Below are 24814 nucleotides of genomic sequence, written 5' to 3'. Positions count from 1 at the left end.
CTCAGCGGGCGCCGAGGAGGTGCTCGAGGGCCAGCTGGTTGAGCCGGATGAACGCGTACGAGCGCGCGGCGGCCGCGTCGGCGTCGAACTCCTCGAACGCGGAGGCGTCGGCGAGGAGGTCCGCGGTGCTCTCCCCCGCGGCGAGGGTCGGCTCGGCGAGCTCGTACACGCCCGAGGCCGTCAGTGCGTCCTGGACCTCGGCGTCGGCGCGGAACGCCGCGGCCCGCTCGGCCAGGAGCAGGTACATGCGCATGTTCGCCTTCGCGGACTCCCACACGCCGTCGTACCCGTCGGTGCGGGAGGGCTTGTAGTCGAAGTGGCGCGGGCCCTCGTAGCGCGGGCCGCCGCTCGGGAAGCCGTTCTCGAGCAGGTCCACCGTGAAGAACGCGCTCGTGAGGTCGCCGTGGCCGAACACGAGGTCCTGGTCGTACTTGATGCCCCGCTGGCCGTTGAGGTCGATGTGGAACAGCTTGCCCGCCCACAGCGCCTGCGCGATGCCGTGGGTGAAGTTCAGCCCGGCCATCTGCTCGTGCCCCGTCTCGGGGTTCAGGCCCACGATGTCGCCGTGCTCGAGCTGGGCGATGAACGCCAGCCCGTGGCCCACGGTGGGCAGGAGGATGTCCCCGCGCGGCTCGTTCGGCTTGGGCTCGAGCGCGATCCGCAGCCCGTAGCCCTTCTCCTTGATGTACGCCGCGGCCGTGTCCACGCCTTCGCGGTAGCGGTCCAGTGCCGCCGCGAGGTCCTTCGACCCGTCATACTCCGAGCCCTCGCGGCCGCCCCACATGACGAACGTCTCCGCGCCCAGCTCGGCCGCGAGGTCGATGTTGCGCAGGACCTTCGCGAGGCCGAAGCGGCGCACCGAGCGGTCGTTCGAGGTGAAGCCGCCGTCCTTGAAGACCGGGTGGCTGAACAGGTTCGTCGTCACCATCGGGACCTTCAGCCCGGTCTCCTCGAGCGCGGCGCGGAACCGCTTGAGGATCAGCTCCCGCTCGGCGGCCGGCGCCCCGAACGGGACCAGGTCGTTGTCGTGGAACGTGATCCCATACGCGCCGAGCTCGGCGAGCCGGTGCACGGCCTCGACGGGATCGAGCGCGGACCGCGTCGGCACGCCGAAGGGGTCGTTCCCGGTCCAGCCGACGGTCCACAGGCCGAAGGTGAACTTGTTCTCGGGGGTAGGCGCCAGTGCCATGGGGAGCTCCTCGATGGGGGGTGGGTTAGGACTGGAGGAATTAGTATTTGTTCTGAACTATATGGACCATGATGTGATGTGGTCAACACTTTTCCTCGGGAGGATCCATGACGTCTCAGGCCACGCCCGCACCCGGACGGGTGGGCGATGTCCGGCGGCGCAACCTGGCGCTCGTCCTGAGCCGTCTCGGCCCGGAGACTGTGGCGAGCCGTGCCGAGATCGCGGCCGCCACCGGCCTGACCAAGGCCTCGGTCTCCAGCCTCGTGGCGGACCTGCTCGAGACCGGCCTCCTCGAGGAGCTCGGCGTCACCCGCGGCGGCGAGCGCGGCCGGCCCGGCGTGGGCCTCGCGTTGAACCCCCGCCGCGGGGCACTCGGCGCCGAGGTCAACGTGGACTACCTCGCCGTGGGCGTCCTCGACCTGCGGGGCGAGCTGCGGGTGCACGAGACGGTCGAGGCCTCCAACCACGGCCGGGCCCCCGCGGACGTCCTCGCTGAGCTCCACCGTCTGGCCGCCGGCGTCCGCGACGCCGCCGCGGCGGACGGGATCGAGCTCCTGGGCGGCGGGCTGGCCGTCCCCGGAATCGTGGACGCGGCCTCGGGCACCGTCGCCACCGCCCCCAACCTTGCGTGGGCCGGCGTGCCGCTCGCCGGCGCGCTCGAGGACCTCGCGCCGGGAGCGCCCTTCGCGGCCGAGCTCTCCAACGAGGCGGACAGCGCGGCCCTCGCCGAGCTCTGGTACGGGCGCGGACGGGCCCTCGGCTCGTACCTGTACCTCTCGGGCGAGGTGGGCGTGGGCGGCGGCCTCGTCATCGGCTCCCAGCTGTTCACGGGCGCCGGCGGCCATGCCGGCGAGGTGGGCCACGTCGTCGTCGACCCCGGCGGACGGCGCTGCTCCTGCGGCGGCCGCGGCTGCGTCGAGACCGTGGCCGGGCAGGAGGCGATCCTTGCCGCCGCGGGCATCACCGGCGGCGGAAGCACGACGACGGGCCGCCTCGCCGCGCTGACGGCATCCCTGGCCGCCGGGGACGCCCGGGCGATCGGCGCGGTCGAGCGGGCGGGCGAGGCCCTCGCCGTGGCCGTCGTCGCCGCCGCACGGCTCCTGGACCTCTCGGCCGTGGTCCTCGGGGGCCACTTCGGGATCCTCCGCGACGTCCTCGGGCCCGCCCTCGACGCGGCGCTGGAGGACCTCGCACCCGGCCGGATCACCGCCGTCACCTTCTCCGACCTCGGCGCGTCCGCTGCGCTCAGGGGCGCGGCCGGAGCGGCGGTGCGGCGCGCGCTCGCGGCGCCGCACGCGCTCCTCGGCTGACGGTCTCCGAGCAGCCGTCACCCCTCGAGGGCATGGATCCGCCACCGGGCGGTGTGCTTTTCGCCGGGCGCGAGCCACACGAGGTCGGTCCCGCTCGCGAACGCGTTGGGCGGGCACGTCATGGGCTCGACGGCGAGGCCGAGGCGGCTCGGCCCGGACGGCGCCGCGTCCGCGGTGCACACCTGCACCCACGGGCAGCCGGCGTCCCAGGCCATGGCCACCCCGGACCCCGAGGGGTCGCGTACCGTGACCCGCGCGGTGCCGCCCGGATCGAAGCGGAGGTCCGTGAAGGCATGGTCGATCTGCGTCCGCCCGATCGCACGGGGCTCGCGGAAGTCGAACCCGTGCCCCTCCACCGCGCGCGTCCCGAGGGGCAGGAGCCGGTCCGGGGTGACCTCCAGGAACTCCGCGGCCGGGACCTCGAGCTCCCACGCGTCCAGTGGTGACGGTCCGGCGACGAGGTAGGGGTGCGGGCACACGCCGTAGGGGGCGAGGTCCTCGCCGGCGTTGGCGGCGCGCACCGACCAGTCGAGGCCGTCCGCGGTGAGCGCGTACCGGGCCTCGAGACGCAGCCGGAAGGGATAGCCCTCGCTCGGGGCGAGGTCGAGCGCGAAGGCCACCGAGGCGCCGTCGTGCGCCACGAGCCGCCACTCCCGCGCGAGCGCGAGGCCGTGCAGCGCGCAGCCGCGCTCGGGTTCGGTGACCGGGACGGCGAGGTCGCGGCCTCCGGCCGTGTAGCGCCCGTCGGCCAGGCGGTTGGGCCATGGGGCGGCGACGATCCCGCGGAAGGCCGGGATCGGCGCGCCGGGCTCGAAGGGCACCACGAGGTCCCGGCCCTGGTAGGTCAGCGAGGCGAGGGCGCCGGCCGTGCCGGTGACGGTCGCGGCGTAGCCACCGGCACGGATCGCGGCGCTCACGCTGCTCATGCGGAGAGCGAGCCCTCGCGCGCGCGGTCCGCGAGGTCTTCGAGCCCGACGGCGGGCGGCCGCTCCGCGCGGCTCGTCACCTCGACGGCCCGCCCCGTGTGGGCGGACTCGAGCAGGGATTCCATGACGTCCAGCACGTGGTACCCGAGGGTTCCCCCGGCCCGGGGCCCGTCCGAGGAGCCCAGGGTGCGGGCGAGGTCCGCGATGCCGTAGCCGCGCCCCGAGTCCACGTAGCCCGCGGAGACCGGGAGCGTCTCCCACGTGTCGCCGCCGAGGCGGTGCAGGCGCGTGTCGCCGTCGAAGTGGTTGGGGTCCGGGACGGCGAGCGTGCCGAGCGGGCCGTGCACCTCGATGTTCGCCGCGTGGGTCGCGACGGCGTCGAAGCTCATCACGAGGGTGGAGAGGGCGCCGGAGGCGTGCGTCAGGACGCCGGTGACGTGGGTGTCGGTCGTGACGGGGATGGCCTCGCCGGCGCGCGGCCCGGATCCGATGACCCGCTCCGGGCGCGTGTGGCTCGCCGCCCCGACCACCGAGGCCACCGGCCCCAGGAGGGTCACGAGGGCGGTGACGTAGTAGGGCCCCATGTCCAGCAGCGGCCCTCCCCCGGGGACGTAGTAGAAGTCCGGGTTGGGGTGCCAGCGCTCGTGCCCGGGGGTCACCATGGTGGCCGTGGCCGCGACGGGCGCGCCGATGAGGCCGTCGTCGATCGCCTTGCGCGCGGTCTGGAGGCCCGTGCCGAGCACGGTGTCCGGCGCGCAGCCGACCACGACGCCGGCCGCCCGCGCCGCGTCGAGCACCTCGCGGGCCTCGCGGGTCGTCGCGGCGAGGGGCTTCTCCCCGTAGACGTGCTTGCCGGCGGCGATGGCCGCGAGGGCGACCTCGGCGTGCGCGGCCGGGACAGTCAGGTTCAGGATGAGGTCCACGTCGCCGGCCGCGAGGAGCTCGTCCACGCCCACGGCGCGCACGCCCCCGCCGTACTCGTCGGCGACCTCCCGGGCGCGCGCCGGGTCGAGGTCCGCGACCGCGACGAGGCGCACGCCCGCGAGCCGGCGGAAGCTGTCCAGGTACTGGCCCACGATCTTCCCGCAGCCGATGATGCCGACCTTGAGCGGCCCTTCAGTTCCTACCGGCTTGCCCACAGCAGGCCCCTTTCGATGATGGTGCGGACGTTCGGGTCCTCGAGGACCTCCACGCGGTGGCCCGGCGTGCAGACGAAGATGCGCCCGGCTCCCCACTCGCGGGTCCAGATGGCCGGGGAGGTGACCTCCCGGTGCCACGGGTCCCAGGCCCGGACCTTCTGGGTGGTGGTGGCGAGGACGTCGATGTAGTCGTCGGCGAGGACCCAGTACTGCTCGGTCACGAGGTCGAAGTCCCCGATGCCCTCGGTGATCGGGTGGTTCGCGGCGGCGGGGAGCATGGTCACCGTGTACGGGACGTAGTTGTCCGACTGCTCCCCGGTGCGCTCGTCGGGATGCCTGCCCGGGTGGCAGGCGAACTGGCCGCCGATCAGGTGCAGGTAGTCGGAGGTGTTCCGGTACGAGTCGGCGATCCCGCCGTGCCAGCCAGCGAGGCCGGTGCCGTTCTCGACCGCGGTGCGGAGCCCCTCGAACTCGTCCTTCTCGATGGTGGACATGGTCATGCACTGCATCACGAGGTCCACGGTGGCCATGTACTCGGCATCGGCGTAGACCTTGGGCGATTCCTCGATCCGGACCTCGTAGCCGTGGGCCTCGAGGTGGGGGATGAAGAGCTCGGTGGCCTGGATGGGCTGGTGCCCGTCCCAGCCTCCGCGCACCACGAGCGCGTTCTTGGTGGTCATGAGGCTCCTCTGCTGCTGAAGGCGGCGTCGAACGCCGCGGCGGGGGGCGCGATCTCGGCGAGGCCGCGCACGAGGGCGAGGGCCTGGGGCGCCCCGATGAGGCGGTCCATGCCGGCGTCCTCCCACTCGATGCTCGTGGGCCCCTCGTACCCGATCGCGTTGAGGGTCCGGAAGATGGGCTCCCACTGCACGTGGCCGTGCCCGGCGGTCACGAAGTCCCAGCCGCGGCGCGGGTCTGCCCACGCGAGGTGCGAGCCGAGGCGGCCGTTGCGGCCATTGAGCTGGCGGATGGACTCCTTGACGTGGACGTGGAAGACCTTCTGAGCGAAGTCCTGCAGGAACATGACCGGGTCGAGGTCCTGCCAGATGAAGTGCGAGGGATCGAAGTTGAGCCCGAAGGACTCCCGGTGGCCGATCGCCTCGAGGGTGCGCTTGGCGGTCCAGTAGTCGTAGGCGATCTCGGACGGGTGGACTTCGAGGGCGAAGCGCACCCCGACCTCGTCGAAGACGTCCAGGATCGGGTTCCACCGGTCGGCGAAGTCCTGGTACCCGGCCTCGACCATGCCCTCCGGCACCGGCGGGAACATCGCCACCGTCTTCCAGATCGAGGACCCCGTGAAGCCGGTGACGGTCGTGACCCCGAGCCGGGCGGCGGCCCGGGCGGTGGCCTTCATGACCTCGGCGGCGCGGCGGCGGACGCCCTCGGGCTCGCCGTCGCCCCAGACCTCCTCGGAGAGGATGCCCTGGTGCCGGGCATCGATCGGGTCGTCGCACACCGCCTGACCGGTCAGGTGGTTCGCGATGGCGTAGACCTCCAGGCCGTTGCGCTCGAGGATGTCGAGCCGGTCCCGGACGTAGGCGTCGTCCTCCGCGGCCCTGACGGGGTCGAGGTGGTCGCCCCAGCAGGCGATCTCGAGCCCGTCGAAGCCCCACTCCCCGGCCAGGCGCGCCACCTCCTCGAAGGGCAGGTCGGCCCACTGGCCGGTAAAGAGGGTAATAGGTCGTCGGGCCATGCTCAGGCTCCCTCCACTTTCGTCCAGCGTGATTCGTCCGCGGCGCTCGTCTCGACGGCGTCGAGGACGCGCTGCACCTGCAGCGCGTCGGCGAACGACGGCGTGGGCTGCTTCCCTGCCGCGATCGCCTCGACGAGGTCCACCACCTGATGGGTGAAGGCGTGCTCGTACCCGAGCCCGTGCCCCACGGGCCACCAGTGCCCGGTATAGGGGTGCTCCGGCTCGGTGACCTGAATCTTCCGGAAGCCGGCGTTCGGCTCGTCCGCCGCGTCGTAGAACCACAGCGAGTTCATGTCCTCGAAGTCGAACGCGAGCGAGGCCTTGGAGCCGTTGAGCTCGAGCCGCATCGCGTTCTTCCGGCCGAGGGCGAACCTGGTTGCCTCGAACACTCCGATCGCGCCCGCGGTACCGGAGCCGCCGTCGAACCGTGCCGAGAAGATTGCGGCGTCGTCGACCGTCACCTCTCCCCGCTCGCCCCCGGAGCCGTGCCCGCCGAGCCCGACCAAGTCGCCGCCGACCGGCCGCTGCTTCACGAACGTCTCCAGCAGCGCCGAGACTCCGGCGATGTCCTGCCCGGTGATCCACTGGGCGGCGTCGATGACGTGCGCTCCGATGTCCCCGAGCGAGCCCGAGCCGGACTTCGTCCTGTCGAGCCGCCAGGTCAGCGGCGCGTCCTCGTCGCTGAGCCAGTCCTGCAGGTATTGGGCCCGCACGTGCCGCAGCTGTCCGAGCGCCCCCTCGTCGACCAGCCGCTTCGCGAGGGACAGGGCGGGCGTGCGGCGGTAGGAGAACCCGCACATCGAGTACACGCCGCGGGCCGCCGCGGAGTCCGCGGCCGCCGTCATCCGTTCGGCCTCGGCGACCGAGTTGGCGAGCGGCTTCTCGCACAGCACGTGCTTGCCGGCCTCGAGGGCCGCGATGGCGATCTCGGCATGGGTGTTCCCGGGGGTGCAGATGTCGATGAGGTCGATGTCGTCCCGCTCGATCAGCCGGCGCCAGTCGGTCTCGGTCGATTCCCAGCCGAGTTTCGCGGCGGCCGCCGCGACGCGCCCGGGGTCGCGGCCCGCCACGGCGGCGAGGCGCGGGGACAGCGGGAGGTCGAAGAACCGGGGGGCGGTGCGCCAGGCCTGCGAGTGGGTGGCGCCCATGAAGGCGTAGCCCACCATGCCGACCCTCAGGGGCTTGGTCTCTTCCATGGAGAACCTCTCTACTTGCTGAAGCCGGCGGTCAGGCCGCTGACGAGCTGGCGGCGGGCCACGACGTACACCACGAGCAGCGGCAGCGTCGCCAGGACCACGGAGGCCAGGACCGCCGGGATGTTCACGCTGAACTCGCCCTGGAAGGTCCACAGGGAGAGCGGCAGGACCCGGGTGGCGGGACTCTGCGTGAGGATGAGCGGGAAGAGGAACCCGTTCCACACCGTGAGCGCGTCGTAGATCCCCACCGTGACCACCGCGGGCCGCACCAGGGGCAGCGCCAGCTGCCACATCATCGCCCAGTCGGAGGCCCCGTCCAGGCGCATCGACTCGAACAGCTCGTTCGGAACGTCCCGGAGGAAGTTGCCCAGGATGAGCACGGAGATCGGGATCGCGAACGCGATCGAGGGCAGGATGAGCGCGAGCAGGGTGTCGTACAGGTGCGCGCGGGTGATCATCCAGTAGATCGGGATGATCGTGGCGTGCAGCGGGATCGCGAGGCCGAGGAGGAACAGCCGGTTCGTCCAGCTGAGGAACCGGCCCCTCCCCCGGATGATCGCGTAGGCGGCCATGAACGAGACGAGGAGGGTCGGGATGACGCTGCCCACCGTGACGAGAAGGCTGTTGCCGAAGTACTGGGCGAAGTCGCTCTCGAGGACGAGGCTGTAGTTCTCGAAGGTCGGGGTGGCGGGCGGGAGCAGCGGGTTGGAGGAGAAGAACCCCTCCTGCCCCTTGAGGCTCGTGATCACCACGTAGTAGATGGGCAGGATGATGACGGCGAGCCAGACCCAGCCCCCGAGGCCGCCGAGGATGTTGGGCCTGTCCCGCCCGAGCCGGTGGCGCCGATGCTCTTCCGCGGGCCGGCGGGCAGGTGGTGCCTGGGTCATGGGGGCTTGTGCAGTGGAGGCCATCTCAGGCGCCTTCCAGTTGGCTCGCGCCGCGGTTCTTGCCGCCGAGGCGCTGCAGGAGCAGGGCGAGGGCGAGGCCGACGACGACGAGGACGACGCCGAGCGCGCTCGCCGCGCCCATGTCGTTGGCCTTGAACCCGGTCAGGTACATGTGCAGGGGCAGGAGGCGGGTCGAGTAGCCCGGACCGCCGCCTGTGAGGACGAAGATGAGGTCGAAGTACGCGAGCGAACCGACCGCCATGAGGGTCGAGGACGTGATGACCGTGTACTTGAGCTGCGGCAGCGTGATGCTGAAGAACTGCTGGACACGGCCGGCCCCGTCGATTTGGGCGGCCTCGTAGAACGATGTGGGGATCTGGCGCACGCCGCCCTGGTAGATGAGCGTGTGGAACGGAACGAACTGCCAGGCGATGACGAAGACGACGACGAACAGGACGAGGTCCGAGTTGCCGAGCCAGTCCTGGGCGAGGAACGGGAGCCCCAGGCCGGGACCCATTCCGAAGTTCGGGTCGAGGAGGGCCTTGAACGCGATGGCGATGGCCGCCGAGGAAAGCAGGAGCGGCAGGAAGTACAGCACGGCCAGGACGGCCCGGTAGCGCTGGCGGCCGGCGGTGAAGACGCCGAGCAGGAGGCTGATGGGTGTCTGGACCACGTAGCTGAAGACCATGACCTTCACCGTCACCCAGATCGCGTTGGCCGTCACCGGGTCGCCGAGGGCGCGCACCCAGCTGGAGAGTCCGTCGAAGCGGATCTCTCCGAGGCCGTCCCAGGACGTGAAGCTCAGGGCAACGACGCCGCCGAGCGGGATGATCGCGAAGACGAGGAAGAACACGAGGGCAGGGACGGCGAGCCACCCCGACGGGCCCGCCTCACGGGCCCGTCGGGTAGCAGTGCGGGTCAGCGCCATGGCTACTTGCCGATCGTCGCGTTCATCGTGCTGACGAACTGCTCCGGGGTGATCTTCTTGAGGAAGATCTGGTCGAGGTTGGACAGCATCGCGTCCCCCTGGGCCGGGCTGAGGGCCTGGTCCCAGGAGAGCGTGAAGCTCGGCGCGTCCTTGACCATGCCGTAGACGAAGGTCAGGAAGTCCTTGTCGGGCGAGGCCTGCAGCTTGCCCTCGATGCCCTTGACCACGGGCACCGCGCCCGAGTCGATGAGGGCCTGGGTGTCCGCGTCCGTGAACATGCCGCTCTTGATGTAGTCCTCGGCCGACTTCTTCTGCGCATCGGTCGCCTTCGAGGAGACGGACCAGAAGTTGGAGGGGTTGCCGACGATGTCCGCGGGGTCGCCCTTGCCGCCGTCGACCGTCGGGAAGGTGACCCAGCCGATCTTGCCGTTCTTGATCGAGTCTGCGGCGTTCTTCTTCATTGTCTGGTAGATCCAGCCGCCCTGGAGGATCATCGCCGCCTTGCCGGTGTACAGGAGGGCCTGGTCGGCGTTGCTGTCCGCGGCGATGGAGGAGAAGCCATTGACGAAGCCGCCCGCGTCGACGAGCTGCTGGATCTTGGTCAGGGCATCGGTCACCGCGGGGTTGGACCAGGCGTTCGGCTTGTTCGCGGCGATGTCGGCGAAGACCTGGGGGCCGCCGATGCGCTCGGTGAGGTACTCGAGCCACATGAGGTCGGGCCACTTCGACTGGCCGCCCAGGGAGAACGGGGCGATGCCGGCGGCCTTGAACTTCGGCACGAGCGCCATCAGGTCGTCCCAGGTCTTGGGCGCCTGCGCTCCGACCTTGTCGAAGAGCTCCTTGTTGTAATACAGCACCACCGGCTGGGCGTTGTTGTTCGGGACCGCGAACTGCTTCCCGTTCACCTGCCCGTTCTTCAGGACCGACGGCAGGTAGCGGTCCTTGACGTCAGGGTTCTTGTCGAGGAACGAGGTGAGGTCCTCCACCTGGCCGGCATCGACGTAGGACTTGAGCACGCCGCCTCCCCAGCCATAGATGAAGGTGGGGCCCTGGCCGGCGCCGACGGCGGTGCGCACCTTGGTCTTGTAGGCGTCGTTCGCAAAGAAGTCGAGCTTGATGGTCTCGCTCGAGTGCGCGGAGTTCCAGGAGTCGACCGACTTCTGGAGCACCGGCTGGTTTCCTCCGGTGAGGCCCCACATCGTCGCGGAGTCGGCGCTCACGGAGTTGCCGGGGCCGCCGGAGCCGCAGGCTGCGAGGGTCACGGCCAGCGCGCCCGCGGCGAGCGCCGCCGAGCCCTTGCGCAGAGTGTGCATCTTCATCGTGGTGAGTTCATCCTCCAAGGTCGGGCTGCCTGTCCGGGTGGAGGCCTGCGCTCTCAACAGCGGGAGCATGGCCTTCCCAGCGGGTCGGGGTGATAGCTTCCAGCAGTCGCCGTATCTCGAAACATTTCGGAAATATTCGGCCTGCACGGCAACCGTAGAAGGTGATCCATGTCACGGTCAAGCAATCGCAGGAAAAAGTTCAGAACCTTCACAAATGCGCAAGACCCGCAGCAGGGCAACCAGTTCTTGACGCGGCCCCATCGCTCACGCCAAGCTGATCTCCACGAAATGTTTCGACGCTAGGACCGCTGTGAGCCTCGCCCCTCCCACCCGCAAGCCGACGCTGGCCGCCATCGCGCGCCTCACGGGCGTCTCCGCTCCGACCGTGTCCAAGGTGGTCAACGGGCGCGGCGACGTGGCCGAGGGCACCCGGGCCAAGGTCCTCGCGGCGCTGGAAGAGGCCGGGTACGAGTCTCCGGCCCACCGCCGGAACAGCGATGGCCCCCAGACCGTGGAGGTGGCCTTCGACTCGGTCACCTCCAACTACTCCTCGGCACTGCTCGACGGCATCCTGGAGGGAGCCGCCGAGGCGGGGGCCGAGATCGTCGTGGGGATCAGCGGCAGCAGCCGCGGGCCCGGCGCCGACCTGGACCGCAAGGCCCGGCGCATGGTCGACGAGGGCCGAGCCGGCCTGATCGTGGTGACCTCCGCCTTCACGCCGTCGCACCTCGCGGCCTTCCGCCGCCGCCGTCTCCCGGTGGTCGTCGTCGACCCGCTCAACCCGCCCCCCGCCGGCGTGGTCAGCGTCGGTGCCACAAACTGGTCCGGCGGCCGGGCCGCCGCTGAGCACCTCCTCGACTTGGGGCACGAGCGGATCGCCTATCTGGGCGGCCCGGAGTCAGCCGAGTGCAACCAGGCACGCCTGCACGGCTACCTCTCCGCCCTCATGTCGCGGGGCATCTCGGTCGAGGCGGGCTACGTGATCCACGGCAGGTTCCGCGCCGAGAGCGGCATCAGCGGCCTCACCGCGCTGCTCGCGCTCGAGAAGGCTCCGACCGCGATCTTCGCCGGCAGCGACGCGATCGCTGTCGGCGTGCTCCGGGAGGCCCGGCACCGCGGGATCCGGGTGCCCGAGGACCTGAGCCTCGTGGGCTTCGACGGCACCGCGCTGGCCGAGGACTCGGTCCCCGCCCTCACCTCCGTCGCCCAGCCGCTCCAGGACATGGGGCGCATCGCGCTGCGCACCCTCCTGCGGCAGTCCCGGGGAGAACAGCTGGACTCACATCGGGTCGAGCTGGCCACGCAGCTGGTGGTCCGGGAGTCCACGGCACCGCTGTCCTGATCCGCGTGGACAGCAGCTGCGTGGTAGAGCGAAGGAGTAGGACGACGCGCACGACGGCGGGCGGCAGCCTACGTGGGAGTCCGCCGCCCGTTTCCCGTGGCCCGCTGGGGGGAATGTCCCCTCATGCGCATCACGGACACCTCCGACCTGTGGTGGAAGACCGGCATCATCTACTGCCTCGACGTGGAGACGTTCTACGACTCCAACGGTGACGGCTGCGGCGACCTGGCAGGACTGGCCGAGCGCGTGGACTACCTCGCCGAGCTGGGTATTACCTGCCTTTGGCTCATGCCGTTCTACCCCACACCCCGCCGCGACGACGGCTACGACGTGACGGACCTGTTCGGCGTCGACCGGCGCCTCGGCCACCACGGTGACCTCGTGGAGTTCATCCGGATGGCCCAGGACCGCGGGCTACGGGTGATCGTCGACCTCGTGGTCAACCACACCTCGGACCAGCATCCCTGGTTCAAGGCCGCCCGATCCTCCAAGGACAGCCCGTACCGCGATTTCTACATCTGGCGCTCCGATCCTCCCCCGGACACCTCGGGCGACGTCGTCTTCCCCGATCAGGAGACGTCGATCTGGACCTTGGACGAGGCGACCGGGGAGTGGTACCTGCACCACTTCTACAAGGAGCAGCCCGACCTGAACGTGGCGAACCCCAAAGTCCGCGACGAGATCGCCAAGGTGATCGGCTTCTGGCTGCATCTGGGCATCAGCGGGTTCCGCGTCGATGCGGTGCCGTACTTCCTCTCGATGGAGGGGGTCAGGAAGGAAGAGCTCCACAAGGTCCACAATCCCCATGACTATCTGCGCGCGCTCCGGAAGTTCATGGGACGCCGCGCCGGTGATTCCATCCTCCTGGGCGAGGTGAACCTCCCGTACCACGAGCAGATGGACTACTTCGGAGGCCCGGACGGCGACGAGCTGACGATGCTGTTCGATTTCGTCGTCATGCAGAAGATGTACCTGTCGTTGGCCCGACAGGATGCTCGCCCCCTGGCGGACGCCCTCCGCGACCGGCCGCCGCTCCCCCCGGACAACCAGTGGGCTACGTTCGTGCGGAACCACGACGAACTGACCTTGGACAAGCTGACGGACGAGGAACGCCAAGAGGTCTTCGCCGCTTTCGGCCCCGAACCGCAGATGCAGGTCTACGGCCGTGGCCTCAAGCGCAGGGTCCCGCCCATGCTCGACGGCGACCCCCGCCGGATCCGTCTGGTCTACTCACTGCTGTTCGCGCTTCCTGGCACACCGGTGCTGTACTACGGCGAGGAGATCGGGATGGGAGAGGACCTCGCGGCCGAGGGCCGGATGGCTGTGCGGACGCCGATGCAGTGGACCGCGGAGCCGAGCGCCGGCTTTTCAACCGCGCCGCCGGCGGATCTAGTGAGCCCGCTGCCCGAAGGAGGCTACGGGCCGCAGCACGTCAACGTCGCCTCCGCGCGGCGGGACCCGGACTCCCTGCTGAACTTCATCATCCTGCTCACCCAGCGCTATCGGGAGTGTCCCGAGCTCGGCTGGGGCACGTGCCGGGTCCTGGACCCCCCGCACCACGCTGTCCTGGCCCACCTGAACACCTGGGAGGACGCCTGCATGCTCGCGCTGCACAACCTCTCGCCCGAGGCCGTGACCGTGCCGCTCAACCTCGGGCAACCTCCCGGCCGACCCGACCGACCCGACCGACCCGACGGAGAATCCGGCTGGAGCGGCTTCCTGCTGCTTGACCTGCTGAAGTCCGGCACCTTCCCTCAAGAGGGGCTCGGGGTGTCCGATGACGGCGACGTCGAGATCTCCCTCGGCAGCTACGGCCACGCTTGGTTACGGGTGCAGCCCCCGGCCAGCGGCGCCTGCTGTGAGCTCCGGCCGGACAGCATCCGAGCGCTCGCTAGAGTGGAGCCCATGAGCGAAGGAATCGTGGTCGGCGGCACGGACGAGATCGAGGAGGGCACCGCGAAGGTCGTGGAGCCCGAGGAGTCCGGCTTCGACGAACCGATCGCGGTCTTCCACACGGAGACCGGCTGCTTCTTCGCCCTCAACGACACGTGCACCCACGAGGACGCCTCCCTCGCCGAGGGCTGGATCGAGGGCGAGACCGTCGAGTGCCCCCTCCATTCCTCGAGCTTCAGCCTGCGCACCGGGAAGGTCCTGTGCCTGCCCGCCACGGAGGACACCCGCACCCACCGGGTGGAGGTCCGCGACGGCCAGGTGGTCCTGTTCCCTGGCACGGGCGCCGATCCCGACGCCTGCGCCCAGTAGGACCGTGGGCACGCCCGAGCGCATCGTCATCGTGGGTGGCGGGGTCGCCGGCTTCAGCGCGGCGCAGGAGCTGCGGTCCCGCGGCTACGCCGGCGCCCTCACCCTGGTCTCCCCCGAGGGCCTGCCCTACGACCGGCCGCCGCTGAGCAAGGGCTACCTCCTCGGCACCGAGGACGCCGGCCGGATCCTGCTCGCGCCCGAGTCCTGGTACGCCGAGCACGGCGTGGAGGTCGTCGCCGCGCGCGCCACGGCGCTGGACCTCTCCGGCTACCGTCCCGTGGCGGTGCTGGAGCGCGGGACGCGACTGGGCGCCGACCGCCTCCTGGTGGCCACCGGCGCCCTCCCGCGGCGCCTGGGCATCCCCGGCGGCGAGCGGGCCCTCGCCCTGCGCTCCCGCGGCGACGCCGACGCGCTCCGCCGCGTCCTCGTCCCCGGGGCCCGCATCGCCGTGGTCGGCGCCGGCCTCATCGGCGCCGAGGTCGCCTCCGCGGCCGCGGCCCTCGGCGCGGACGCCACGCTCATCGACCCTGTCGCGACCCCGCTCGTGCCGGCCGTCGGCGAGGATCTGGCCCTCAGGCTCCACGCGATGCACGGCGAGCGCGGAGTCGCCACGCTCGTGGCGGCGCCTGCCGCGATCGAGGACGGGACGCACGACGCCGCCCCGCACCTCGTGCGCCTGGCCGGCGGCCGCGCGGTGGCCGCCGACGCCGTGGTGGTCGGCGTGGGCGTCACCCCGGACACCGCGCTCGCCGAGGCGGCAGGCCTCGAGGCCGACGACGGGATCGTGGTGGGTCCGGACGGCTCCACGTCCCATCACGCGGTCTTCGCGGCCGGCGACGCGACCCGGGTGCGGCGGCAGGTCGCCGTCGTGCGCGGCGGCCCCCCAGCTGTGCTGCAGCGGCGCGCGGAGCACTGGGAGGCGGCCGTCCGCTCGGGCCAGGCGGCGGCCGCCGGGATGCTCGGCGAGGCCCCGGCCGAGGTCGGTGCGCCGTGGTTCTGGTCGGACCGGCACGGCGTGCACGTCGAGGCCGTGGGGACGATGGACGCCCGGCAGGCCCCTGGAGCCCGGACCGTGCTGCGGGAGGCGGACGGGGTGCCTGTCGCGGCGTTCCTCGTCGCCGCGGACGGGCACCTGCTCGGCGCCGCCGCGATCGACCAGCCGCTCGTGGTGCGGGCGGCCCGGCGGATCATCGACCGCGGGCTCGTCCCCGACCCCGACCGGCTCGCCGACCCTTCGGTGGATCCGCGGCGGCTCGCCCGCTAGGCGCGCGCCCCTTCTGGGGCCTCATTCGACGGTGACGGACTTGGCGAGGTTGCGCGGCTTGTCGATGTCGTGGCCGAGGGCCAGGGCCGCGTGGTACGCGAGCATCTGGGTCGGGATCGTGAGCAGGATGGGGTCCAGCTCCGGCTCGTTCTTGGGAACCTGGATGCTCTCGACCCCCGGCAGGTCCAGCTCCACCCCCTCGTGGGTGATGGCGAGGACCGGCCCCCTGCGCGCGAGGACCTGCTCGGCGGCGGCGATGTTGCGCTCGGTCAGCTCGTCGTCCGGGATGATCGCGATGGTGGGCATCGCCTCGTCGATCAGGGCCAGCGGGCCGTGCTTGAGCTCGCTCGTCTGGTACGCCTCGGCGTGCACGTAGCTGATCTCCTTGAGCTTCTGCGCGCCCTCGCGGGCCACGGGGAAGCCGCGCACGCGCCCGATGTAGAACGCGCTGCTGGCCGAGGCGATGCGGCGGGCCGCGGCGGCGACCTGGTCCTCGGCGTCGAGGATCCGCCGGATCTGCTCCGGGATGGCCTTGAGCCCGCGCAGGATGCGCTGGCCGTCGGCGTGGGAGAGATCGTGCAGGCGGCCCAGGTGCAGCGCGAGGAGGGCGAACGCCAGGCCCATGTTCGTCAGCGCCTTGGTGGACGCCACCGCGACCTCGGGGCCGGCGTGGAGGTAGATCCCGCCGTCGACCTCCCGGGCGATCGTGGACCCGACGACGTTGACGAGGCCGATCACCCGGCCGCCCTTGCGCCGGATCTCGTTCACGGCGAAGGCGGTGTCCGCCGTCTCGCCGCTCTGGCTCACGGCGACGTAGAGGGTATCGTGCTCGATGATCGGCTGGCGGTAGCGGAACTCGGAGGCCGGTTCGGCGTCGGCGGGGATCCGGGCGAGCTCCTCGATGAGCTGCGCGCCGAGCTGCCCGACGTAGTAGGCCGAGCCGCAGCCGAGGATCTTGACGCGGCGGAAGCTGCGGAGCTCGCGGGGCTCGAGGCCGAGCCCGTCGAGGCGGGCGGTGGCGAAGCGCTCGTCGAGCCGCCCGCGCAGGCACGTCTCGGCGGCGGCGGGCTGCTCCTGCATCTCCTTGAGCATGTAGTGCTCGTGCCCGGACAGTTCGAGGTCCTCGGCGGCCACGGCGATCTCGACCGGCACGCGGTCCGTCGCGTTCGCGGCACGGTCGAAGGTGCGGAAGCCCGAGGCGGTGACCGTGGCCAGCTCGCCGTCCTCGAGGTGCACCACCCGGTTCGTGTGGCGGACGAGCGCTGCGACGTCGCTGGCGACGAACATCTCCTTCTCCCCCACACCCAGGATGAGCGGGGACCCGCTGCGGGCAACGACGATCCGGTCCGGGTGCCGGGTGTCGACGACGGCGAGGGCGTAGGTCCCGCTGATCCGGCCCAGGGTCTCGAGGACTGCGGCCTCGAGCGTCTCGGCCTCCGAGCGTGCGACGAGGTGGGCGATCACCTCGGTGTCGGTGTCGCTGGCGAGGTCCACGCCGGCGGCCCGCAGGGAGGTGCGGAGGTTGGCGGCGTTGTCGATGATCCCGTTGTGCACCACGCTGATCCGCCCGTCGGCGCTGCTGTGCGGGTGGGCGTTCCGCTCGGCGACGGGCCCGTGCGTGGCCCAGCGGGTGTGGCCGATCCCGACCTTGCCGGAGAGCCGCTTGGGGAGCGCCGACTCGAGGGCGCGGACGCGCCCGACGGTGCGCACCACGGTCGCACCGTTGGTTCCGAGCACCGCGATCCCCGCCGAGTCGTAGCCCCGGTACTCGAGCCGGGCCAGCCCCTCGATGAGGAAGGGCGCGGCGGCCTCGGTGCCGATGTAGCCGACGATTCCACACATGGTCTTGCTCCCTCGTTCTGACCGCGCACCCGTCAGGGGCGGGCGGATGGTCGATGACCGGCCGGGCATGCTCTGCCGCGGCGTCAGCCGTAGATGATGCGCCGCAGCTGGCGTTCGGTGAGCGGCGGGGCCTTGACGGGCCTGCCGGCCAGCTCCTCGGCGATGATGCGGAATGCCTCGGCGTTGCGCGTGCCGTAGGTCTGGAGCTGCCCGTGCCGCCGGCGGACGTACTCCTCCGCCGACTCGCCGTACCACGCGATGACGTCCTCGATGACGCGCGCCGCTTCCCCTGCGGTCAGGCCGGTGGTTCCGGCGATGCGTCGAACGATTTCCTCATCAGGCACGCCACCGAGTCTGCACCGCCAGCCGGGCCATCGCCAAAGATCTGCCCGAAATCGGGCAGAAAGTTCTCAATGGGCGGCCGCGAGGGTGACGTCCTCTCCGTCCAGGGACGTGACGAGCAGCCACCGGCCCGTGACGGTGTCCGCCGGGACGCCGGGAGTCCCGAGCACTCGGGCGATCCTGAGCGGTGCCGCGTCCTGCCCCTCCGGCTCGCCCGCGGCCGCCGCCACGGAGCGGACGCGCAGGTCCGATGCGCGGACCGTGGTGCCCTCCGGGCCGTGCACTTCGAGCACGGCCTGGGGCTGTTCCCCGCGGGCGCCGCGGATCAGTGCCGCCCGGCCCACCGGGTCGCCCGCTGCGTCGTAGACCCAGCGGGTGCCGAGCACGGAGTGCTCCATCGTGCCGATCAGGGCGTCCTCCGCACCGTCGAGCGGCGCCCCGCGGTACGTGAGGACCAGGTGGAGGACGGCCTCCCCGCTGCGCACGAGGAAGCCCTCGATGCCGACCTCGCCCTGCGGGTCATCGAAGCGGTAGGTGCCCACGCGCTCGAGGCGGCCGACCGCCGGCGGGCCGGGGCTCCACGGCTGCCGCTCGAGCCAGGAGGCGATGAGGTCGAGCTTGCCGGGCACGAGGGTCGCGTGATGGATGATCGCCACGCCGCCATCCTAGGCCGCGGAGCCGTCGCCGCCCCCGGCGCGACGCGGCAGACGCACGACGGCGCGTGGCCGGCCTCCGTACGGAAGCCGGCCACGCGCCGTCGTGCGCCGGGAAGGCCGGGCGCTACGCCTCGGCGCCGAGCGCCTCGATCGCGGCCTTGGCGGTCGGGTCGGCACCGGCGAGGAACTCGTCGATGCGCTCGGGCTCTCCCGGCTCGCCTATGGCGGAGGCGGCGCGGCCGAGGGCGTGCAGCGAGCGGAGGAAGCCCCGGTTGGGCTCGTGCTCCCAGGGCACCGGCCCGGCGCCGCGCCACCCGCTCTTGCGGAGGGCGTCAAGGCCGCGGTGGTACCCCACACGGGCGTAGGCGTAGGACTCGACGGTGCGGCCCTTCGCCCACGCCTCATCGGCGAGGATGGCCCAGAGGAGCGAGGAGGCCGGGTAGTCGGCCACGAGCTCCTCGGCGGACTCCCCGAGGGCGAGGCCGCGGTAGACCTCCGTCTCGGCCGGCAGCCGGGTGGGCTCCGGGCCGAGGAGGTTGGTGCGGTGCTCCCCCGCCATTACTTGATGGACTTGCCGGCGGAGCCGAGCTGCTGCGCGGCCTCGACCACGCGGGCGGCCATGCCGGCCTCCGCGGCGGCGCCCCACACGCGCGGGTCGTAGGTCTTCTTGTTGCCGACCTCGCCGTCGACCTTGAGCACGCCGTCGTAGTTCGCGAACATGTGGCCGGCCACCGGGCGGGTGAACGCGTACTGCGTGTCGGTGTCGATGTTCATCTTGATCACGCCGTAGGAGACGGCGTCCGCGATCTCCTGCTCGCTCGAGCCGGAGCCGCCGTGGAAGACGAGGTCGAACGGGTTGTCCTTGCCGATCTTGGCGCCGACCTGGGCCTGGATGTCCTTGAGGATCTCCGGGCGGAGCTTGACGTTGCCGGGCTTGTAGACGCCGTGGACGTTGCCGAAGGTCAGGGCGGTGATGTAGCGGCCGTTCTCGCCGGCGCCGAGGGCCTCGACCGTCGCGAGGCCGTCCGCCACGGTGCTGTAGAGCTTCTCGTTGATGGCGTTCTCGACGCCGTCCTCCTCGCCGCCCACAGCGCCGATCTCGACCTCGAGGATCATCTTGGCGGCGGCGGTGCGGGGCAGGAGCTCCTTGGCGATGCGCAGGTTCTCCTCGAGGGTCTCGGCGGAGCCGTCCCACATGTGCGAGTTGAACAGCGGGTCGCGGCCGGCCTTGACCTCGGCCTCGGACGCGGCGAGCAGCGGCAGGACGAAGCCGTCCAGCTTGTCCTTGGGGCAGTGGTCCGTGTGGAGCGCAATGTTGACGTCGTAGCTCTTGGCGACCTCGCGGGCGAACGCGGCGAACCCGAGGGAGCCGATCACCATGTCCTTGACCGAGGCGCCGGACCAGTAGGCCGCACCGCCCGTGGAGACCTGGATGATGCCGTCGGAGCCGGCCTCGGCGAAGCCGCGGATGGCGGCGTTGAGGGTCTGCGACGAGGTGACGTTCACCGCAGGGAATGCGTAGCCGCCGGCCTTGGCGGAGTCGATCATCTCTGCGTACTTCTCAGGGGTGGCGATAGGCATTGAGTGCTCCTCGACGGTGGGTCCACGCGAACCGCGTGTTATGGGCCACTGCCCATCCTAGCGACGGGCCCCCGGGGTGGTCCCTCTCGGTCGCGGCAGATGACGACGGCGTGTGGCTGGCTCACAGGGAGAGCCCAGATCCGGCATTGCCATCGAACAAGCGATCGAATATGTCTATGGTTTCCGCTTGTGATCGACGATAGGATGGGAATACATTTACGATTCGGTGCTGGGGGGTGAGACCGTGGTGGGTGCGGTGGTGGAGCTCGAGTTCGCGTCGCGGTTCCCCGATGTCCTCGCGGGTGGTCTCGAGGTCTCCGCCGAGGCCCTGGCCGGCCCAGGAGGGACTGCGCGGGCGCTGCATGCCCTGGCCGACTTCGACGCCTACAGCGCCGCCCTCCGCGCCGTCCTGGTCGACCGGCTCGCCGCCGAGATCGCCGAGGAGCCCCTCGAGGGCCGCCACGGCCAGCCCACCCGCCTCAGCGGGAACATCGCCCACGCCGTCGCCGTCTCCGAGCTCGCCGCCCTGCAGGGCACCTCCGAGCACACCGCCGCCCGGGCGCTGAACTTCTCCACCGCGCTGGTCAACACCCACCCGGCCGTGCACGAGGCCCTCGCCTCCGGAGACATCACCGAGGCCCACGCCCGCGCCCTCGTCGACCAGGCCGCCACCCTGCCCCAGCACGCCGCCGAGCCCTACGCCCTCGAGGCCCTCGCCCGGGTCCGCACCCGCCAGGGACGCCTCCGCACCCCGGGCGAGTTCCGCGCCCTCGCCCGCGACCTGCGCGAGCGCCTCCACCCCGGCTCCATGGCCCACCGCCGCGCCGCGGCCCGCGAGGACCGCAGGGTCTGGCTGCAGCCCGAAGGCGACGGCATGTGCACCCTCTCCGCACTCCTTCCCGCCGAGACGGCCACCGGGATGTACGAGCGCACCGACGCCCTCGCCCGCGCGGCCCGCCGCGCCGACGGCGAGGCACGCACCCTCGCCCAGCTCCGGGCGGATGCCCTGGCCCACGCGGTCCTCGGCGCCCGGGAACGCACGGCGGCGGCGCCCTCGGCGGCCGTCCCCTTCCCCGAGGAACTGCTCGCCGAGGTCAAGGCCGAGATCGTCGTCCACATCCCCCTCGCCGTCGCCCTCGGGGCCTCCGACGCCCCCGCCATCCTGGACGGCCATGGAGCCATCGACCCGGCCACCGCCCGCGCCCTCGCCGCCGCCGCGCCCACATGGCAGCGCCTCTTCACCGACGCCGAGGGCACACCCCTCGCCCTCGGCCGCACCGCCTACCGGCCCCCGGCCGGGCTGCGTCGCTTCCTCCAGTACCGCGACGGCGCCTGCCGCGTCCCCGGCTGCACCCGCCCCGCCCAGAACACCGAGGCAGACCACACCACCGAATGGCAGGACGGCGGCACCACCGACGCCGCCAACCTCGCCCTCCTGTGCCCCCAGCACCACGCCCTCAAGTCCCTCGCCCTCCACCACCTCACCCACGACCGCACCACCGAGGACACCGATGGCACAGACGGCACAGGCACACCCGCCCCCGCCCTGATCTGGACCACCCTCCTCGGCCAGGCCCTCCCCGCCGAGCCCCTCGACCGCGACCACGTCCTCGCCCCCAGGGCCACCGACCACCCACCACGGGGACCATCGGGCAAGCCGGCAACGCGCGGGGAACCACCGGGCACTCCGGCCCATGGCGCGGATGTCGCGGTGCGGGAGGAATCACCCCCGCCGTTCTGACCGCAGAAACTCCGGTACGCCTACGAGCCCGCAGCCTCCCGCGAGAGCGCAGCCCGGACCTCGTCGGCGTCCGGGTACGAGGGCTGCGCGCCGTGGCGCGTGGTCGCGAGCGCGGCGGCGACCGCGGCGTAGCGGGCCGCGTCCTCGAGGCCGTCGCCTGCGGCGAGCCGGGCCGCGAGGGCGCCGGCGAACCCGTCTCCTGCGCCGGTCGTGTCCACCGTCTCCACGCCGATCGTCTCGATCTGCGCCGTCCCGTCCGGGCCGAGCACCATTCCGCCGCGCGGGCCGAGGGTCACGATCGCCCGCTCGAACCCGAGGTCCGCCAGGCCCGTCCGCACGAGGTCCCAGTCGAGGGCGCCGGACCCGAGGCCGTCCCGCCCGAGCAGCTGCCCGGCCTCCTGGGCGTTGACCAGCAGCACGTCCACGCACGCCGCGAGCTCCGCCGGGACGCTGGCGTAGGGAGAGAGGTTGAGGAGCACGAGGGCGCCCGCGGCGCGGCCGGCCCGGGCCGCGGCGAGCACCGCGGCCTGGGGCACCTCGAGGCACAGGCACACCACGGCGGAGCCCTCGAAGGCGGCGAGGGGCGGCCGCGCCGCTTCTGCGACCTCGGCGGGGCCGAGCAGGGCGTTCGCCCCCGGCACGATCACGATGCTGTTCTCGCCCTCCGCGTCGACGGTGATCCCCGCGACCCCGGTCGGCACGCCGCCGGCCGCTCGGACCGCGGAGACGTCCACGCCCGCGGCGGTGGCGGAGGCCAGGAGCAGGCGCCCGTGCGCGTCGTCGCCGACGCTCCCCACGAGCCGCACGGCGGCCCCGAGCCGCGCCGCGGCGACCGCCTGGTTCGCGCTCTTGCCGCCGGGATGGACGGCGAAGCCCGTCCCGGCGACGGTCTCGCCCGGTGCGGGCATCCGCTCCGCGGAGAAGACGAGGTCCGCGTTGAGTGATCCGACCACGACCACGGTGGAGTCCATGCGACTCATCCTAGGGTCGCCCTTCCCGGGGCGACCCTAGGACAGCGGCGGGGCGCACGACGCCGGTCCCCACCCGCCGTCGTGCGCCCCGCCGTGCGCGCTCCTTCAGGAGCGGATCAGTGCGCCGCCGCCACCTGCTGCGCGAACGCCTCGGTCATGCTGCCGACGCCGGTGACGTCGTCGTAGCCCGGCGCCGTCGCGAGGGACGAATCGTGGTCCATGCCCACCAGGTAGGTGTTGCCGCTGACCGTGCTCGAGAAGGCGACCGAGACCGGGTTGGCCGGCGGCGCGACGTCATGCTCCGCCCCTCCCGCCGCTGCGGTGTCGTAGATCGCCGGGTTCGCGAACCCGATGACCTTGTTGGCCGTGGCCTGGGCAACCGCCATCTGCGCGGCCGTCAGGGGGCTGGCGAGCGAGGTGCCGCCGTAGGTCTCGAACGCGAAGCCGCCCGTCTTGAGGACGTGGTCGTTCGTGATGGGGCTCAGGCCGATGCGGTAGCCGGTGTACGGGTCCGCCAGGGACGCGACGTCCGGCGAGACGCGGTGGCCGCCGGCCAGGGCTGCTGGCACGAGCCCGCTCTGGTAGGCGGGCTGGGCGAAGACGGCGCTCGTGCCGCCGCCGGCACCGAACCTGAACGGCCCGGGCAGGGAGCCGGCGTAGGTGAGGTTGCCCGAGGCGTCCTGCACCACGCGCTGGCGCGCGGTGCCCCAGCCGGTCTCGAACTTGTAGGTGTCATCGGCGCCCACCGCGAGGCTCGTGCCGCCCACCGCGGTCACGTACGGGGAGCTTGCGGGGAAGTCCGGCGACGCGTAGCCGAGGTTGGCCTTCTCGTCGCCCGAGTCGCCGCTGGAGAAGTACAGGCCGATGCCCTCCCCTGCCGCCTGCAGGTGGATGTTCTGCTCACCCTGGAGGGCGTCCGGGGAGAGCGCCTCGCCCACATTGCCGTAGCTGTTGGAGACGATGTTCGCGAGGTGCCCGTCGAGGATCGTCGACATCGCGATGTCGAGGCCGCCGCCGCAGTTGAACCCGCCCACATAGAGGATGTTGGCCCCGGGCGCGAGGCCGTGCACGGCCTGGACGTCGAGGGTCTGCTCGCCCTGCCATCCGCTCGGCTGCGCGCAGAGCGCCTGGTCGAGGAACATCTGCGAGTCCGGCACGATCTGGCTGTACTGTCCGGGCGCGAGGGCGGGGACGCCGCTGGCAGCGGCCCACGTGTTGGTGTCCGACTCGATGGTCGGCGAGGCGTACGCGTCGATGATCGCGACCGTCTGGCCGGAGCCCGCGGTGCTGCTCACCGTCCCCGGCGTGGAGACGCCGTAAGCGCCCTGGAGCTGCTTCGGGGTGTACCCGCAGATGAACGTCGGGAAGCTCGTGGTGCCGTAGGCCTCCGGCAGGGTGACGCTCTTCTCGCCCCAGGAGGTGGAGCACGGCGCCGTCACCGGCGGCTGGATCGGCTTGTTGCCGTCCGGCGACGACGGGGACGCCTCACCGGAGGTGGGCGACGCGAGGGCCGGGCGGGTCAGCAGCCGGCCCTGGTCCACCGAGACCGACTGGATCGAGGCCGCGATGTCCGCGGGCACCGAAGGCGCCGTGGCCGGCCCGATGAGGGTCTGGCCCCCGAACGAGTAGTTCTGCTCGGTGGTGCTGAACACCTGGTTGATCTGGGCGACGGTGCCCCGGAAGACCACGTACAGGCGGCTCTGCGGGACGCCCATGATCACGAGGCCCTGCGCCTTGAGCCAGTTGACGGTCGCATCCACCGTGTCCTGCGTCGGGGCGTACTTCGAGATCCAGTCCCCGGGCTTGAGGTACTGGCCGTAGGCGGCGCTGTCTGGGGTCGACACTGCGTCCGCCGCAGCCTTCGCCCCGGCCAGGTCCGGGAGGTTGAAGTAGATCTCGCCCTCGACGGTCGTGTTGCTGAGCGGAATGCCGGTCTTGGTCCGCGATCCTGCCCACGAGGGGACCGAGCCGGGGAACGACTTCGAACTCTTGGGAGGGGGGTTGGGCGGCGCGGCCGCCGCACTCGTGGCGGCGAGCCCGACTGCGCTGGCCACGGCCGCGGTGACGGCCAGGACGCGCAGGGACAGCCGGTGGGAACCGTGATCTGGTGCCATGCTTCATCTCCCCTTCGGCCGGACACCCCAGTGCATCCGGCTTCGAGCGACACTAGTTGCACCGAATGCCTTACAGGGAGTGTCCAGAAGCTGGGAGTTCGCCATGAGT

Annotated in this window: 21 protein-coding genes; 5 read left to right on the top strand and 16 right to left on the bottom strand. The window is 71.8% G+C overall.

Going from position 1 to position 24814, the window contains the following annotated elements:
• Nucleotide 1: 1 nt before the first annotated feature.
• Entirely contained in the window at nt 2-1189 is a 1188-nt protein-coding gene (gene xylA, locus SA2016_RS02315; protein WP_066494841.1) for a xylose isomerase, read from the bottom strand.
• Between the two features lie 107 nt (nt 1190-1296).
• Here xylA and SA2016_RS02310 point away from each other — a divergent pair, with 107 nt between their 5' ends.
• Nucleotides 1297-2499 (top strand): ROK family protein, encoded by a 1203-nt coding sequence (locus SA2016_RS02310; protein WP_066494838.1) that lies wholly within the window; start codon nt 1297-1299, stop codon nt 2497-2499.
• Nucleotides 2500-2516: 17 nt separating this feature from the next.
• Here the strand turns inward: SA2016_RS02310 and SA2016_RS02305 are convergent, their stop codons facing one another.
• From SA2016_RS02305 to SA2016_RS02270, 8 genes are read right to left on the bottom strand one after another with little or no spacing between them, the layout of a single operon-like run.
• The gene (locus tag SA2016_RS02305; protein ID WP_066494832.1) at nt 2517-3425 is read right to left on the bottom strand and encodes an aldose 1-epimerase family protein; all 909 of its coding nucleotides are present in this window, start codon (nt 3423-3425) and stop codon (nt 2517-2519) included.
• Entirely contained in the window at nt 3422-4564 is a 1143-nt protein-coding gene (locus tag SA2016_RS02300) for a Gfo/Idh/MocA family protein (RefSeq protein ID WP_066494820.1), read from the bottom strand. Before SA2016_RS02300 ends, SA2016_RS02305 begins: the two co-directional genes overlap by 4 nt.
• Nucleotides 4549-5244 carry a ThuA domain-containing protein gene (locus SA2016_RS02295; protein WP_066494817.1) on the bottom strand — a complete coding sequence of 232 codons (696 nt, stop codon included), beginning with the start codon at nt 5242-5244 and terminating at the stop codon, nt 4549-4551. The genes SA2016_RS02300 and SA2016_RS02295 overlap by 16 nt, the downstream gene beginning before the upstream one ends.
• A complete protein-coding gene (locus SA2016_RS02290; protein ID WP_066494814.1) occupies nt 5241-6257 on the bottom strand; it encodes a sugar phosphate isomerase/epimerase family protein in 1017 nt (338 codons plus the stop codon). The genes SA2016_RS02295 and SA2016_RS02290 overlap by 4 nt, the downstream gene beginning before the upstream one ends.
• Before the next feature lie 2 nt (nt 6258-6259).
• The gene (locus tag SA2016_RS02285; protein WP_066494811.1) at nt 6260-7453 is read right to left on the bottom strand and encodes a Gfo/Idh/MocA family protein; all 1194 of its coding nucleotides are present in this window, start codon (nt 7451-7453) and stop codon (nt 6260-6262) included.
• An 11-nt stretch (nt 7454-7464) separates the two neighbouring features.
• A complete protein-coding gene (locus tag SA2016_RS02280; RefSeq protein WP_084249241.1) occupies nt 7465-8364 on the bottom strand; it encodes a carbohydrate ABC transporter permease in 900 nt (299 codons plus the stop codon).
• Nucleotide 8365: 1 nt separating this feature from the next.
• Entirely contained in the window at nt 8366-9268 is a 903-nt protein-coding gene (locus SA2016_RS02275) for a carbohydrate ABC transporter permease (RefSeq protein WP_066494808.1), read from the bottom strand.
• 2 nt (nt 9269-9270) lie between these two features.
• Complete coding sequence (locus tag SA2016_RS02270; RefSeq protein ID WP_066494807.1) at nt 9271-10587, bottom strand: extracellular solute-binding protein; 1317 nt, start codon at nt 10585-10587, stop codon at nt 9271-9273.
• Between the two features lie 313 nt (nt 10588-10900).
• On the opposite strand from SA2016_RS02270, the gene SA2016_RS02265 reads away from it, so the two are divergent.
• The 3 genes from SA2016_RS02265 (at nt 10901) to SA2016_RS02255 (ending at nt 15458) form a co-directional block, all read left to right on the top strand.
• Complete coding sequence (locus SA2016_RS02265; protein ID WP_066494806.1) at nt 10901-11932, top strand: LacI family DNA-binding transcriptional regulator; 1032 nt, start codon at nt 10901-10903, stop codon at nt 11930-11932.
• Between the two features lie 123 nt (nt 11933-12055).
• The gene (locus SA2016_RS02260; protein ID WP_084249240.1) at nt 12056-14194 is read left to right on the top strand and encodes an alpha-amylase family glycosyl hydrolase; all 2139 of its coding nucleotides are present in this window, start codon (nt 12056-12058) and stop codon (nt 14192-14194) included.
• A 4-nt stretch (nt 14195-14198) separates the two neighbouring features.
• A complete protein-coding gene (locus SA2016_RS02255; protein WP_066494804.1) occupies nt 14199-15458 on the top strand; it encodes an NAD(P)/FAD-dependent oxidoreductase in 1260 nt (419 codons plus the stop codon).
• A 21-nt stretch (nt 15459-15479) separates the two neighbouring features.
• Here SA2016_RS02255 and glmS read toward each other — a convergent pair whose 3' ends face one another.
• From glmS to fbaA, 5 genes are all read right to left on the bottom strand, one after another.
• Entirely contained in the window at nt 15480-17300 is a 1821-nt protein-coding gene (glmS, locus tag SA2016_RS02250) for a glutamine--fructose-6-phosphate transaminase (isomerizing) (RefSeq protein WP_066494802.1), read from the bottom strand.
• An 83-nt stretch (nt 17301-17383) separates the two neighbouring features.
• Nucleotides 17384-17644 carry a hypothetical protein gene (locus SA2016_RS02245; protein WP_066494801.1) on the bottom strand — a complete coding sequence of 87 codons (261 nt, stop codon included), beginning with the start codon at nt 17642-17644 and terminating at the stop codon, nt 17384-17386.
• Nucleotides 17645-17710: 66 nt separating this feature from the next.
• Entirely contained in the window at nt 17711-18298 is a 588-nt protein-coding gene (locus SA2016_RS02240) for a CG0192-related protein (protein ID WP_066494798.1), read from the bottom strand.
• 124 nt (nt 18299-18422) lie between these two features.
• Complete coding sequence (locus SA2016_RS02235) at nt 18423-18857, bottom strand: DUF3151 domain-containing protein (protein WP_066494796.1); 435 nt, start codon at nt 18855-18857, stop codon at nt 18423-18425.
• Nucleotides 18857-19879, bottom strand: a complete 1023-nt coding sequence (gene fbaA, locus SA2016_RS02230) for a class II fructose-bisphosphate aldolase (protein ID WP_066494793.1) — start codon at nt 19877-19879, stop codon at nt 18857-18859. The genes SA2016_RS02235 and fbaA overlap by 1 nt, the downstream gene beginning before the upstream one ends.
• A gap of 226 nt (nt 19880-20105) precedes the next feature.
• Here fbaA and SA2016_RS02225 point away from each other — a divergent pair, with 226 nt between their 5' ends.
• Entirely contained in the window at nt 20106-21620 is a 1515-nt protein-coding gene (locus SA2016_RS02225; protein ID WP_066494792.1) for an HNH endonuclease signature motif containing protein, read from the top strand.
• A 20-nt stretch (nt 21621-21640) separates the two neighbouring features.
• Here SA2016_RS02225 and SA2016_RS02220 read toward each other — a convergent pair whose 3' ends face one another.
• A complete protein-coding gene (locus SA2016_RS02220) occupies nt 21641-22591 on the bottom strand; it encodes a ribokinase (protein WP_218918323.1) in 951 nt (316 codons plus the stop codon).
• Between the two features lie 116 nt (nt 22592-22707).
• The gene (locus SA2016_RS02215) at nt 22708-24705 is read right to left on the bottom strand and encodes a S53 family peptidase (protein WP_084249239.1); all 1998 of its coding nucleotides are present in this window, start codon (nt 24703-24705) and stop codon (nt 22708-22710) included.
• Nucleotides 24706-24814 lie beyond the last annotated feature (109 nt).

The organism is Sinomonas atrocyanea (assembly GCF_001577305.1).
In the GTDB taxonomy this organism is placed as follows: Bacteria; Actinomycetota; Actinomycetes; order Actinomycetales; family Micrococcaceae; genus Sinomonas; species Sinomonas atrocyanea.
The sequence above is the reverse complement of the archived record's forward strand: the minus strand, read 5'-3'. Positions and strand labels throughout refer to the sequence as shown.